The sequence below is a fragment of the Pseudocoprococcus catus genome (assembly GCF_019734885.1).
Taxonomy (GTDB): Bacteria; Bacillota; Clostridia; order Lachnospirales; family Lachnospiraceae; genus Coprococcus_A; species Coprococcus_A catus.
This window is the reverse complement of record NZ_JAAXCM010000034.1, coordinates 1-14,285: the sequence shown is the minus strand read 5'-3', so window position 1 is coordinate 14,285 and position 14,285 is coordinate 1. Positions and strand designations below refer to the sequence as shown.

14 protein-coding genes and 1 tRNA gene are annotated in these 14,285 nt (G+C 40.5%); 2 read left to right on the top strand and 13 right to left on the bottom strand.

Features of this window, described 5'->3' with window-relative positions; all coding sequences use genetic code 11:
- Nucleotides 1-75: 75 nt before the first annotated feature.
- A complete protein-coding gene (locus HED67_RS09795; RefSeq protein WP_221718184.1) occupies nt 76-1,380 on the bottom strand; it encodes an O-acetylhomoserine aminocarboxypropyltransferase/cysteine synthase family protein in 1,305 nt (434 codons plus the stop codon).
- A gap of 354 nt (nt 1,381-1,734) precedes the next feature.
- Entirely contained in the window at nt 1,735-2,655 is a 921-nt protein-coding gene (locus tag HED67_RS09790) for a LysR family transcriptional regulator (RefSeq protein WP_221718271.1), read from the bottom strand.
- Between the two features lie 361 nt (nt 2,656-3,016).
- Between HED67_RS09790 and HED67_RS17545 the strand changes: the two genes are divergently transcribed.
- Nucleotides 3,017-3,298, top strand: a complete 282-nt coding sequence (locus HED67_RS17545; RefSeq protein WP_246612183.1) for a helix-turn-helix transcriptional regulator — start codon at nt 3,017-3,019, stop codon at nt 3,296-3,298.
- A gap of 51 nt (nt 3,299-3,349) precedes the next feature.
- Here HED67_RS17545 and HED67_RS09780 read toward each other — a convergent pair.
- Nucleotides 3,350-3,421: transfer RNA gene (locus HED67_RS09780), tRNA-Thr, on the bottom strand.
- Between the two features lie 760 nt (nt 3,422-4,181).
- On the opposite strand from HED67_RS09780, the gene HED67_RS09775 reads away from it, so the two are divergent.
- Complete coding sequence (locus tag HED67_RS09775) at nt 4,182-4,724, top strand: glycosyltransferase family 2 protein (RefSeq protein ID WP_221718183.1); 543 nt, start codon at nt 4,182-4,184, stop codon at nt 4,722-4,724.
- Between the two features lie 340 nt (nt 4,725-5,064).
- Here the strand turns inward: HED67_RS09775 and HED67_RS09770 are convergent, their stop codons facing one another.
- From HED67_RS09770 to HED67_RS09725, 10 genes are all read right to left on the bottom strand, one after another.
- Nucleotides 5,065-6,081: a stealth family protein gene (locus tag HED67_RS09770; protein WP_221718182.1), complete on the bottom strand. Its 1,017-nt coding sequence runs from the start codon at nt 6,079-6,081 to the stop codon at nt 5,065-5,067.
- The gene (locus tag HED67_RS09765) at nt 6,062-7,096 is read right to left on the bottom strand and encodes a glycosyltransferase family 2 protein (protein ID WP_221718181.1); all 1,035 of its coding nucleotides are present in this window, start codon (nt 7,094-7,096) and stop codon (nt 6,062-6,064) included. Before HED67_RS09765 ends, HED67_RS09770 begins: the two co-directional genes overlap by 20 nt.
- Nucleotides 7,097-7,127: 31 nt before the next feature.
- On the bottom strand, nt 7,128-7,871 hold the full coding sequence (gene rlmB, locus HED67_RS09760) for a 23S rRNA (guanosine(2251)-2'-O)-methyltransferase RlmB (RefSeq protein WP_215633193.1): 744 nt from the start codon (nt 7,869-7,871) through the stop codon (nt 7,128-7,130).
- Nucleotides 7,872-7,926: 55 nt separating this feature from the next.
- Nucleotides 7,927-8,370, bottom strand: coding sequence for a Mini-ribonuclease 3 (locus HED67_RS09755; protein WP_178441691.1), 444 nt, complete (start codon nt 8,368-8,370; stop codon nt 7,927-7,929).
- Nucleotides 8,355-9,755 carry a cysteine--tRNA ligase gene (gene cysS / locus HED67_RS09750; protein WP_178441692.1) on the bottom strand — a complete coding sequence of 467 codons (1,401 nt, stop codon included), beginning with the start codon at nt 9,753-9,755 and terminating at the stop codon, nt 8,355-8,357. The genes HED67_RS09755 and cysS overlap by 16 nt, the downstream gene beginning before the upstream one ends.
- Before the next feature lie 94 nt (nt 9,756-9,849).
- On the bottom strand, nt 9,850-11,052 hold the full coding sequence (locus HED67_RS09745) for a GNAT family N-acetyltransferase (protein ID WP_221718180.1): 1,203 nt from the start codon (nt 11,050-11,052) through the stop codon (nt 9,850-9,852).
- On the bottom strand, nt 11,033-12,019 hold the full coding sequence (locus tag HED67_RS09740) for a DUF2156 domain-containing protein (protein WP_246612179.1): 987 nt from the start codon (nt 12,017-12,019) through the stop codon (nt 11,033-11,035). The genes HED67_RS09745 and HED67_RS09740 overlap by 20 nt, the downstream gene beginning before the upstream one ends.
- Nucleotides 11,958-12,518, bottom strand: coding sequence for a 2-C-methyl-D-erythritol 2,4-cyclodiphosphate synthase (ispF, locus tag HED67_RS09735; RefSeq protein ID WP_221718179.1), 561 nt, complete (start codon nt 12,516-12,518; stop codon nt 11,958-11,960). Before ispF ends, HED67_RS09740 begins: the two co-directional genes overlap by 62 nt.
- Before the next feature lie 169 nt (nt 12,519-12,687).
- The gene (locus HED67_RS09730; protein ID WP_178441697.1) at nt 12,688-13,134 is read right to left on the bottom strand and encodes a GatB/YqeY domain-containing protein; all 447 of its coding nucleotides are present in this window, start codon (nt 13,132-13,134) and stop codon (nt 12,688-12,690) included.
- A 132-nt stretch (nt 13,135-13,266) separates the two neighbouring features.
- Nucleotides 13,267-14,076 carry a sirohydrochlorin cobaltochelatase gene (locus tag HED67_RS09725; RefSeq protein ID WP_260702710.1) on the bottom strand — a complete coding sequence of 270 codons (810 nt, stop codon included), beginning with the start codon at nt 14,074-14,076 and terminating at the stop codon, nt 13,267-13,269.
- Between the last annotated feature and the right edge of the window lie 209 nt (nt 14,077-14,285).

The window sequence follows — 14,285 nt, the reverse complement described above, 5'->3', positions numbered from 1 at the left end:
AAGCTTTCGCAACAGCTTTCAATTATTTTTTTATTTGTTTATTTTACAGCTCTAAGGACTGTACATTTTTAAAATTTATTTTACGGCTTCAAAAGCAGTGTCTAATGCAGCAATCAAGTCTTCTACTTTTTCAATACCGATAGAAAGACGGATTGTGTTTGGTTTGATACCCTGATCAATGAGTTCCTCTTCTGTACACTGGCTGTGTGTTGTTGTTGCAGGATGGATCACAAGAGATTTAACGTCTGCAACGTTGGCAAGCAGCGAGAAGATAGACAGGTGATCAATAAAGTTCTGTGCCGTTTTCGCATCGCCTTTAATTTCAAATGTAAAGATGGAACCGCCGCCATTTGGAAGATATTTCTTGTATAATTCGTGGCTTGGCTCTGTAGGCAGTGAAGGATGATGGACAGCCTCTACCTGTGGATGTTTTGAAAGGTAGTCAACAATCTTTAATGCATTGCTGACATGACGTTCTACTCTCAGTGATAATGTTTCAAGTCCCTGAAGGAAAATAAATGCGTGGAATGGTGAAAGTGTTGCACCGGTATCTCTTAAGATGACTGCACGGATGTATGTAACAAATGCTGCAGGACCAGCTGCATCTGTAAATGCAACACCGTGGTAGCTTGGGTTCGGATCAGAAATCCAAGGATATTTGCCGGATACTTTCCAGTCAAAGTTACCGCTGTCAACGATGACACCGCCGATAGCTGTACCGTGGCCGCCGATGAATTTTGTTGCTGAATGAACAACGATATCTGCACCGTATTCGATTGGACGAATCAGATAAGGTGTTGCAAATGTTGAGTCAACAACCAGTGGAATGTGATGTTTGTGAGCAATTTTTGCAAGTTCTTCAATATCCACAAGATTTGAATTCGGATTGCCAAGTGTCTCTATATAAATCGCCTTTGTATTTTCCTGGATTGCTGCTTCAAATGAACCTTCAACCTCCGGATCAACAAATGTTGTCGTAATGTTGTTAGTCAAAGGAAGTGTATGAGCCAGAAGGTTGTAGGTTCCGCCATAAATTGTCTTGGATGCGACGATATGTTCACCATTTTTTGCCAGTGTCTGGATGGTATAATCAATGGCTGCTGCGCCGGATGCGACAGCTAATGCCGCAACGCCGCCTTCAAGTGCTGCGATACGCTGTTCAAAAACATCCTCTGTTGGATTTGTCAGTCTGCCGTAAATATTGCCGGCATCACGAAGACCAAAACGATCAGCTGCATGCTGTGAATTATGGAATACATATGATGTGGATGCATAAATCGGAACAGCTCTTGCATCTGTTACAGGATCTGCCTGTTCCTGTCCGATATGTACCTGCTTTGTCTCAAAACCCCAGTTCTTTGAATCTTTAATATCTGCCATTGTAATGTCCTCCTAAATAATCGAAATATAGTTTTATTTTTCTCGCTTTTTTCTTTCATATATATTTTTTTAATTCTGTCACTCTTTTAATCGGATCGCTGAACTTAGCCTCACATTCGGTTCCTGCTAAGCATAATTGCAAATTGTTTCATGTCTTGCAGCTCCTTTGTTAATTTCTGTATTTATACTAACATGCTAGGAATTAATTGTCCAATATGCAAAAAAAATACCCGGTTATAAATTCAGCTTATAACTTGCTTAGCTGATTTGATAATCGGGATGAAGCTGTGCCCTGGGTCTTACGTCTGATATGCTGTAACATGACGGATAGCTTTGATTCGATACGGACACACGCTATTCTATATTCAGATATTGTTTAATGTAGTGTATATAACGCTCTCCCATCTGGCTGAGTATGGTATTCTTTCGGGTTACATAGCCAATTTCCATCAGGCTGTTGGGATTTTGTTCGTCTGCATGGAATGGTACAGCAATACAGTCGCTGCCGTTGAGTTCTTCACAGATGATGCCGGAGCAAAGGGTATAGCCATTTAACCCGATCATCAGATTCAGCATGGTCGCTCTGTCATTGGCCTTAATGACTTGTGGATATTCATTGGTAGATAGAATTTCCTCTGCCAGGTAGAAAGAGCTGTTGTCGCCCTGTTCAAAGGAAAGACAAGGATATTTCTCCAATTGTTCAAAACGAATGGAGAATTCCTTTGCCAGCGGATGATTTTTCCACAAATAGACATACGCCTGACAGTCAATCAGATGATGAAATTCCAGATTGGCATTTTTCAAAAGCTTCGTCATAGATTTACGATTGAAATCACATAGATATAAAACACCGATTTCACTCTTCATGGTATTGACATCACTGATGACTTCACCGGTTCTGGTTTCGCGGATGGCAAATTCGTATTTGGACATATCAAATTCTCTTGCCATATCCACAAAGGCCTTGACTGCAAAAGAATAATGCTGGGTGGATACACCAAACTTCTTCTTATAAGAGCCGCCTTTGCCGTATTTCTCAAGGACACTCTCGTACTGCCCGTAAATCTGTTTGGCATAAAGCAAAAATTCTGTGCCATCATTAGTCAGCACAGCTCCTCGGCCATTGCGGTAAAAGATAGAAATGCCCAGTTCCTTTTCAAGCTCCTTCATGGCGCTGGTCAAAGATGGCTGAGAGACATAGAGTTTCTCTGCCGCTTTATTAAAAGATTTTGTTTCTGCAATTGTAATAACATAATGAAGTTGTGTCAGTGTCATAATAGGTGCCTTTCTGCTATTTACATATATGGTTTCGTTTTTTATACTATAGGGCAGGATTTTGGATTTGTCAAATAAAAAACATTTTGTGTCAGTCTCTCTGATGTCTAAGAAATCTTTTACATAGCCGTATTTTATCATCATTGTCTCTGCATTTTTGCAGGCTGTTTTAATTCCATTGTCGTCTAAATACTTTTTAACTCTAAGACTAAGCAAATTTTATCTTCCTTTCATATCACAATTTATGAAATATCAATATCCATCTTCATATTTTATGAAATCTTTTCTAGTATTTATACATATAATGTGTTAATATCCTATTAAAAGGATGTAGCAATAATGGGAGAAAGCATTAAAGAAACTGTCGCGAAAAATTTACTCTACTATAGGAAATAAAATAACTCAGAAAGAACTTGCTGATAAATTAGGCGTAAAGCATAATGCCATTTCTTCTTGGGAGAATGGAGTAAATTCTATTGATATAGATATTCTTTTCCGGGTGTGTCAGATTTTTGGTGTTACAGTCAATGATATGTATGGGATACATAATAATTACCAACCAAGCACTATCGCTGTACACTTCGACGGTGATAAATTCACCCAAGAACAAATTGAAAGAAACAAAGCCTTTTATAGTGGTTGATTTTACTGCATTTACAGCAAAAAAGCGGCTTTCCTAAGAAAACCGCTTTCCAGCTGATGACGGGAATTGAACCCGTGACCCCTTCCTTACCAAGGAAGTGCTCTACCTCTGAGCCACATCAGCAAACAAAATGAATTGTCCGCTGATTACTATATCATAGATCCTTACTCCCTGTCAAGCAATTCTTTTTATTTTGTGGCTATTTATTTTCGGCAGAGAAAAAATATGCCGAAAACCGTGAGCACAGCCAGGGCATAAAGGGCACTGCTGGAAAAGACAGGAACTAACACAGTCGGTGATTCTTCTCCCTCTATCGGAAGAAGTCCTTGAAGACAATACCTTTAAAAAGACTCCAAAAGCCATTGTGAAACAGTTAGCAAGTATCCGTATGATCTTAAATGTAACGGAATATCATGCTGACGTTTATTATAACAGTCAGACCGTTGAACGTGTACATGCTGCTTTCTCCTGTTATACATATAGACTCTACAAATGGAAAAGCGGATGGCAAAACTGTTACGGACAGCTGTTTCATAAACAGCAATGGCTGTACACCTTCCACTCTCCGGCGGATAGATACGGAGCTACTTTATGTATTCCATATTCCTGAAAAATCTGTTTTCAAGATATAGAAGTTTTTCATGGATCACATACTCCTTCTCCACATAGATTTTCAGTTCCTTGGTCAGAGATATCCGTACCCTGTACCAGTTTCGTGCACGTTTCCTGTGCCGCCTGGGATGGAAGCTTTCATCTCGGCAATTGAATTACCGAGGATTTTCGCTTGTTATCCTATCCTAAAATATGATAGTATAAATGTAGAAGACAAAATTGTAACATATCACATTAGAAAGGCAGAATATATTCTTTTGAGATAATGAAAATGGAAAAAATAAGTATTATCGTACCAGTATACAATGTAGAAAAATACCTTAAAACATGTCTGGATTCAATTATAAATCAGACATATCAAAATCTGGAAATCATATTAGTCGATGATGGTTCTACAGATAATTCAGGAGAAATTTGTGAGGAATATAGAAAAACAGATTCAAGAATTATTTTGATCCATAAGGAAAATGAAGGTTTGTCAATGGCAAGAAATTTTGGATTGGATATTGCCAGCGGAGACTACATTTCTTTCGTAGACAGTGATGATTTTATTGCCAGGAATATGATGGAAGCATTATATAACAGACTGTTAGAAACTCAAAGTGATATGGCTATATGCAGTATCCAGCATGTTGATAATACAGGAAAGAATTTATATTCAGAATTTACTTTTAATGATATTGTTTTTGGAAAAGATGAATTTTGGAAAATTTATACTTCTGTAGGCCATACAGAATGTGCAGTTGCATGGAATAAATTATATAAAAGAAAAATATTTTTCCATATAAAATCGTCCATAAAGTTCTTTGTATGAGAAAAAGGAAATAAAGAAAATCGTATACCATTACTGAGTATGTGACAATCAGCAAGGTGATTGTCACGGGAATGAACCGACGGTATTTAGATAACACTCCGAGTCAAACGCCATCAGGGGTCTAACAAAAAAAATTATGTTTACTTGACACACGAGCCGAAATATGTGGCTGCTCTCGCTACTGATATTTTTTTAGAGAGCGAGAGCAGCCCTTGAATTTCTTACCTTATTTTCTAAAGGGCTTCTTCAACCAAATGTGAATGGCTTGACTTTTTTCAGCTATCTCCTGACACACCCTCTGTTTCTGCCTTAAATCAAAGATGTTTCCAGCTTAAAACCGTCAAATTTCAAAGGAAGATTTATCCGGAAGAATCTGTCGAAATGCAATGTCCAACTGTTTTTTTACGTGCTTGTACGGAATAGAATGATTGCTGTCATTAATACAGACAGCAGGACACTTTTGTCTCGTTATCGTGGAGATGAGTTTTGTATTCTTCACATCCAGATTATAATACTGGCAAAATTTTTTGGTATTTCGCGGAACAAAATTCTGATTCAGTTTCTCATACTCACGTAAAACATATTGATTCACATCCTCTTTGTGCCGGAAAGGATGCGAGCATACATGATCCAGCAATTCCGGTTCCAGCCGCCAGAGTGTCTCATAAGTCTGCTTCATCAAAGGTGATGGTCCATGGACAGTGTAAAATCCCGTAAATCGTGGGAAAGCCATTTCCAATGCATTGTTCACTAGATACATCAACGGATACCCCGGATGAAAATAAGCCCATGGCTGTTTTCTCACATTCTCCCTCTTATCAAAATATTTTGCCAGGACCATTGCATTATTCAGATAGATATATGGCATCACCGTATCATCGGCATTAGCTACATCCGGCTGCAGGGCCAACATATCAACGGGTTTGCTATCTATAAAGAAATCTGTTGGTTTAACAGTATTTAATAAAAGCATGTCATCGTTAAAATATACAAAATTATCAGAAAGCCCTTGAATTCTGTGAAAGTTCCATTCAATAACATGTGAATTAAATGTCGGCAGGTATTTTTCGGAAATATAATCTGTGTGTTTAACAATATGAAGTTTAGGATGATCAACATTCAGCCACTCAGGCAAATGTCCCCATGTAACAAAATGGATTTTTCTTACCCAGGGTGCAAACATTTCAACGCCCCTGAACCAATAGGGTAAAATACCCCAGTCACGATAACGTTCTGTACGATCGTCTGTTTCTGATATTAAACAAAATTGCTTCATACAATTATTTTTTTCTTGTTTCCACCTTGAATCAGCACCATTCACCCACGTAATGACAAAATCAATTTTTTGCTTTGTCATTTGTAAACCCTCCTAGATAAATACTTCCAAAAAGGATTAAAAAACATTCCATATGGCAAAAAGTTAGTATTGTTTTAGCCTTATCGAACAAACTTTGTTTTTCTAAATGATAATATTTCTTATACTGATCAACCTTAAATAGTCGTCGGCCACATCGCATGACATTTAACTTTTCCTTATATTTTAATGTGCAAGTTGGCAAACACAGATTATACACAAGAGATGCGTATCCATTAATAACTTTATCTGCCACTAACTCATGTTCTTCCTTTTTAGTAATATTAAGTGATCTTAAAAAAACTTGTATGGCCGAAAAAGTTTTCATATAGCAAGCTATCATTTTAGGCTGCCATTTATATGCAGCTGAGCCCGCACGAACATTGTAATGATAACCATAGTTATTCAAGAAATAATATACATTCGTATTTCTTAAGACCTGCATTGCAAATACATTATCCTCTGAATATGGCATTCTTGTATCAAAACGTATATTCCGCAACAATTCCCGTTTATATATATAATTAAAAACATTTACGCTTACAGAGCTATACATATCCTGTATACGTTCACCTAATTGTTCTTTTGTAAGGCATACTGAATCGGAAATAATATATTTTTTAGATGAGGATACTTCCTCTCCATTTTTCCAAATAGAACGTGTCATCCCATGATGCAGGATATCCGCACCGTTTGACTCAATTGTATCAATACAAATTTTGAATAAATCTGGTTCAATCCAGTCGTCTGCATCTACAAAACATACATATCGCCCCGATGCAGCTTCCACCCCTGCATTACGTGCTGCTGAAACACCTTGATTCAATTGATGAATAACATTTATCCTGTTATCCTGTTCAGCATACGTATCACAAATATAACCACTACCATCTACAGAGCCGTCATCTACCAAAATCAATTCATAATCCCAGAAACTTTGTCTAATAATACTTTTAATACATTTTTCAATATATGTTCTGGCATTATAAATTGGAATGATAACACTTAATAATGGCATATTTATTCAGCCCCTTTACATATTGTTATGTTTATTTTGCCATTCTCTGTCTGACAATCTCATAAGCCAGTACACCTGCAGCCACTGAAGCGTTCAGAGAATCAATATCACCTTTCATAGGAATGGATGCCGTAAAGTCACATTTTTCACGAACAAGGCGGCTGACACCTTCCCCTTCATTGCCGATCACAAGACCGATTGGGCCTGTCAGGTTCTGGCGGTACATGATTTCACCCTTCATATCTGCGCAGACAAACCAAAGGCCTTCTTTCTTAAGTTCATCCATAGTTGCACCAAGATTTGTTACTTTGGCAACAGGTGTAAAATTGAGGGCACCGGCAGAAGTTCTTGCAACAGTGGCTGTCAGTCCTACAGCACGATGCTTCGGAATGATGACACCATGGGCACCGGCAAGATTCGCTGTTCTGATGATCGCACCAAGATTATGGGGATCTTCTATCCCATCCAGCAGGAAGACAAATGGTGCTTCACCCTTTTCGCGGGCTTTGGCCAGTATATCATCCACTGTGGCGTAATCATAAGCTGCCGCAATAGCGATCACTCCCTGATGATGATGTGTTTCGGAAAGCTGATCCAGACGTTCTTTTGATACATAGCTGATGATGGTATGCTGTTTTCTTGCTTCTCTTGTAATTGTCTTGACAGGGCCGTCCTGACATCCATCCAGTACAAATAGTTTGTCAATGGTTTTACCTGAACGGTAGGCTTCGATGACAGGGTTTCTGCCTTCTATTTTTAATTCTGTATATCCCATATTTACCTCGCGTTTCATTTATTGCACATCGCCTGTATATTGACTGCACAGACGGTTAGTTGATCAAATTCAGCTTTGTAAGACCGGTGTGTATCAGTTCAGTCAGTCGCTCATAACGCTCCGTCAGATAAAGATACCCAACCAGTGCCTCACACCCTGTTGCCTTACGGTAGTCAGACATGGTTGCATTTTTGGCCATTGTATAAGACTTGGCATTGCGGCCTCTTTTGTAAACGGCATGTTCCTCCTCTGTCAGCTGATCTTCAATAGCCATGATCAGATTGGCCTGTGTTTCTGCTTTGACAAGGCGGCTGGAACGTTTGTGAAGACGTTCCACAGGCGCATTGCCTTTGCCAACAATATAAGTACGGATAATAATCTCATAAACCGCATCACCGATATAAGCCAGTGTCAGAGCAGAATACTCTCTGACATCCGGCTTATCCAGGTGATAAAGTTCACGAAACCATGATCCGAAGGATTCTAAGCTCTGCTCCATTTGACACCCTCTCTTGTATCCTTCAGAATGATGCCCTTTGCAAGCAGCTCGTCACGAATTTCATCCGCGCGTGCAAAATTCTTTGCTTTTCTTGCTGCCTGGCGTTCGTCGATCAGTGTCTGGATTTCGTCATCCAGCAGTTCTTCCTTCTTCTCAGTTTTAATGCCGAGGACATCACATAACTTGATGATTTCTGACAGAACCTGATCTCTGAAAGCAGCTGTAGAATTTTCTGTCACATGAATGTTGGCTGCTTTGACCATTTCAAAAATAGCAGAAATAGCATCCGCTGTATTAAAATCATCTTCCATGGCAGCTTCATATTTGGCAACAAGTGCATCAAAGCTCTTTATCTGCTCATTTTCTTCCTCTGTGCATGTATCGCCCTGAAGATTCAATGTACGCAGACGATCAATAGCCGTCAGGATACGTTCCAGACCATTGCGGGATGCTTCCATTAATTCAGCACTGAAGTTCAGAGGACTTCTGTAATGCGCGCTGAGCATGAAGAAACGCAGCACCTGCAAATCGTATTTCTCTGCAATCTCACGAACTGTAAAGAAGTTGCCCAGAGATTTGGACATCTTCACATTATTAATATTCAGGAAACCATTATGCATCCAGTAATGCGCAAATTCCTTATCATTGCAGGCTTCGCTCTGTGCAATTTCATTCTCATGATGCGGGAATATCAGATCTTCACCGCCGGCATGGATATCAATCTGCTCGCCAAGATATTTCTTGGACATGACAGAGCACTCAATGTGCCAGCCCGGACGACCGTCACCCCATGGTGATGGCCAGGATGGTTCTCCTTCTTTCTTCGGTTTCCAGAGAACGAAATCCAGTGGATCTTCCTTACCCTCTTCACCATTTACCTTGATCTCTCTGTGGCCTGCCTCAAGGTCATCGATATTCTTCTTGGAAAGCTTGCCGTAATCCTTGAAAGAACGTGTTCTGAAATAAACTGTTCCATCAACAGGATAAGCATGACCTTTGTCGATCAATGTCTGGATCATATCGATCATACCGTCAATTTCCTCAGTTGCCTTCGGATGATAGGTTGCTTCCTTGACATTCATATCTGCCATGTCTTTCTGAGCTTCCTTGATAAAGCGTTCTGAAATAACAGAGGCATCAACGCCCTCTTCATTGGCCTTTTTGATAATCTTGTCATCTACATCTGTAAAGTTGGAAACATAATTCACATCGTATCCCTTATATTCAAAATAACGGCGTACAGTGTCGAAAACGATCATCGGACGTGCATTGCCGATATGGATATAATTATATACAGTCGGTCCACAGACATACATGCGCACCTTTCCTTCTTCAAGGGGAACAAATTCATCTTTTCTTCTCGTTAATGTATTGAATATTTTCATGATTTCCTCCATAAATAATTGCATTTATCTGAAGTTTAGTCTATGCAAAAAATGCAGGTTTGTCAACCTCTTTATGTCAGATATTGGCATCTGCCTACACGATTTCATTGATCATCAGACCATGCAGGACAGGAATCTGTTCCAATGTATGCATGGCGTCGTTTTCCTGCCAATCCGTGCGCGGCAGAATCCGGTGCTGCCGGATGAGTTCATCCACCGGAATGTATCCTGAAAGCCATTGCAGAAAGGTGTCAATATCCAGGTAAATGTCCCATGGCTCTTCCGTACGTTCAAAGGAATTGCCCTCCGGACTTATCTGCCAATACCATGTGCCTTCATTTTCCGGGATCCATCTATCGATGATCCTGATGGCTATACCCAGTGAAATATTCCGAATCGGCATACATTTGATCCATCCTGCAGCATCAATGATGCGCCCCATAATGATCGGACGTTTCATACCGCGGACATCCGCCGCATCGGCTATAAAAGGTGCCTGAACCAGTGGCAGGAGTTCTCCTTTTTTGTCCCGGAATGCCTGAAGCACCCATTGACCAACAGCAGACTGCCATTCGGGTTCACAATAAATTTCGCGAATTTCCATGATTTCTTCGCAGGCATAAGAGACATAGCCGATCTGTTTGCCATTGGCGGATAATAGCAGTAAATCACCGCCGTCTGCCTGATTCTCCATCTGCAGTCTTTCAAAATAATAGGCATCACGCCAGGTAAAAACATCATAATGACGTGAAAGCAGCGAATTAGACCAGTCTGCCAGCTGCTGCCTTTCTGCTTCCTCAGAAACAGGATGTGCGGAAATATCCCTCACAATTGCTGCATCAACATTGTGGATGGATGAAAAAGGCGTATGCGTTTTCTTTTCCACATACTGACTGTAAATGTATGCAAATTGAAAGGGTGTATAAATAGCCTCATTCGCAGGCATCAGATAGATCAGAGGTATTCTCCCGGCATAGCAGTCGGAAAAAGTCCGCTGCAAAAGCCGTGTCATGGCACCGCGATGTCTGAAGTCGGCATCTGTGGCAACGCCGACAACATATAGGCTGTTGACCTTCTTTTCGCAGACGGATAATGTATACGGATTCAGATGGATCATAGATTTCAGCTGATTTTCCTGTGCCAATATAAGAATCCGGTTATCTCTTAAATAGTAGTCAAAATAATAGGCCATAAAGGCATCTGTATCATGGAAACATTCTTTCCACAGCTTATATAATGCATCCGTATCCCTTCCATCGGCATAACGGACCGTCAAATTACTTTTGTCTGATTTCATATTTCTCTTCCAGATAGATCGGATTGTAAGACATTTTGGACTTACGGAGTCCTTCCAGCCCCATATCATCTTCACGGTTTACAAGTTCGGCATCCGGGAATTCATGGCACAAAAACTGCTGGCAGATCATCGGATACAGACCGCGGATATCCGGATTAGCCTTTTCCACATGGATAACGGCCATCTTCTCCACTTTGCCATAGACACCCAGGCTGAAAGCCTGCAGCTCACCATCAATATAAATACCTCCCATTTTGTAATCAAGATAACCGCAATTGGATAAAAGATAATCTATTCCGTTTAATTCATATTCATCGCGATGGAAAGGATCCTCAAGATCTCTCTGGGCTTCCCATTTCCTGAGAAAAGCCATAATTTCATCATGATGGCATCCGCAGGAAAGACTTTGATATTCATATCGGCCCTCATAGGCTTTCTTAAATGCGTTGAGATGATTCTTCTTTTTGTGATAAGCTTTGCCACTGAATGTTCTCAGTTTCTCGGCGTCATAAACATAATCATAATAATCACGGACAGCCAGAATGTCATATTTCTCATGATCAAGATCAAGAAGTTCAACGGCCTCTTTGTCGGCCAGACATACTGTCATTTTACTGTGGAGAACTTCATTAAAATAAGCCTCTGCCACGTCAAAATAATGTTTCAGATCTTGTTTGGCACATACAGGCACCATAGTCACCGGTTGACCATCGACTTCCATCAGCCAGATCAGTCCATGATCATCCCGGATATAATGGGTACGATAATAGTCTTTCCACATAAAATTGCTGACAAGGATGTTCTCACATGTATGGGAGTAACGCATCTTAAAATACGGAAGCAGAATATCATAATCCTGCGGTTCCATTTCTTTTTTTATAAAATGTTCAAAATTCATGACACACCTACTGTCTGCAGCTGCAGCAGCCTGCACAGCCACCTGCTGATGGGTCATAGGAAGTCTCATACATCACATCTCTTCCACCGAAATTGCCGATTTCTTCCAACAGGCAGATGGCCTGAGATGAGATACCGGCGCCCTCACCGGTAAAACCAAGGCCTTCTTCTGTCGTTGCCTTCACATTGATCTGATCTTCGGAAATCTTAAGTGCCTTTGCAATATTTTGGCGCATCTGCGGAATGTGCGGAGCCATCTTCGGTTTCTGCGCGACAATTGTCGCATCAATATTGCCGATAATATAGCCCTTCTCTTCAATCAGTTTGCCTACATGCTCCAACAGTTTGACACTGGAAATTCCTTTGTAAGCAGGATCCGTGTCAGGAAAGTGCTTGCCGATATCACCAAGAGCAGCTGCGCCAAGCAGTGCATCCATCACAGCGTGCAGCATGACATCTGCATCTGAGTGACCAAGCAAGCCTTTTTCATAGGGTATCTTCACGCCTCCGATGATTAAATCTCTATCAGGTACAAGACGATGTACGTCATATCCCATTCCTATTCTCATAATCTGTCCTTTCTGTTCTCTGTATTATTCAATTCGCTGTGCCATTTAATTCTATCATCTTGCGTTGCACATAACAAACAGCAAAATCTCCTTATAGCAGAAAACCCGCTGTAAGAAGAACTTACCCGCGGATTTTCAAGGAGTGTACGCATGTGTACTCTGCTTATATCTATACAAACATACCTGATAACAGCTGATTGACAAGCTTGCCGTCTGCTTTGCCTTTAACCTTAGGCATCAAAACCTTCATAATCTTGCCCTTGTCCTTTGCTGTCGGCGCTTCAATACCAAGTTCAGTAAGTGTCTCTTTGATCACTGCCTCAATGGCATCAGCCTCCATCATCTTCGGTACAAATTCCTCATAAACTGCAATACGGAGTCTGCATTCTTCAATAATATCTGTACGGTCTGACGGTGTTGTATCCAGTGTCTCCTGTGTCTGCTTGATCTCCTTGCGGACGATCACATCGGCTTCTTCTTCAGTCAGATCGCTTCTCTTATCGATGGTGGCATTCTTCAATGCGCTTAACAGCATCGATAATGCATTCTTACGTTCCTTATCTCCGGCTTTCATTGCCTTGACCATTTCTGCTCTTACAACATCTACTTTTGTCATCATTAAAGCCTCCATTTCATTCATTCCTGCCTCTAATGATACCATAGGGCAAAATCATTTTCAAGCCTTGTTACACTTAGTATCAACATTCACCGGAGGCATTGCTGAAAACACAGCAGAATAATTTGGCCTCTAATGTTCATTCAGACAGCTTTCAATACAATCCTCTACATGACGAACATAGATTCGGCGTATGCCTGCTAATTCCCCAAGCCCTTTGATAATACAGGTCACGTCATATCCGGCTTTTTCAAAAGTGGATTTCCATGAATCATCCTCTTCTCCGGCCATATCATTGTTGGCATGATCACCGGCAACTACCATCAGCGGCTGCAGCAGAACTTTCTCATAATTGCCGCCTGACTGCACCTGTTCCAACAACTGCTCTAATGTCGGATCTGCTTCAACGGTTCCTATATAATAATTTCTGTGGGATGTCTCACGAAGTTTCTGTTGAAAATCGCTGTAAATAACATTCGCATCGGCATCACTGCCATGCCCCATCAAACAAATTGCCGTCTGCCCGTCATTAAAGGATTTTGTATCTTCTGTAATGACCTGAATCACGGATTGAATATCTGATTCACTGTAAAGAAGAGGCACTCCTATGGCCAGGCATTCAAACTTAGTTTGCCATGCATCTGCCATTTCTGCCACTTTCATATATTCATTACCATCCATTAAATGGGTCGGCTGAAGGATCAGACGCTGAATGCCATCCTTTACAGCACAGTCAAGTGCTTCTTCAATCGTATCAACATGGTAACCATCCCGTTCTTTTAATTTTTGGATAATCATACGGCTTGTAAAAGCCCTGCGCACAGACCATCCGGGGAATGCCGCTGCAATTTCTTGCTCAATTGCACCAATTGTCTTCTCACGGCTGTCATTATAGCTTGTTCCAAAACTTACCACCAAAATTGCATTTTTTGTTTGATCCACAGTTGTACTCATTGTCTGTTACCGTTACTGAAAACTTATAAAAAGTTACAAACTTCCATGTTTCATTCCTACTTCAACGAGTATGCTTTTGATGATATAAATATCTATCTACTCACAGGTTCTTGTACTCTTCATAGGCGTAAATTCCGGACTAACGTATCCGTACATATTTGCATTAACGTTTCAGTGTTAGCTTGCAAATCGTTCTC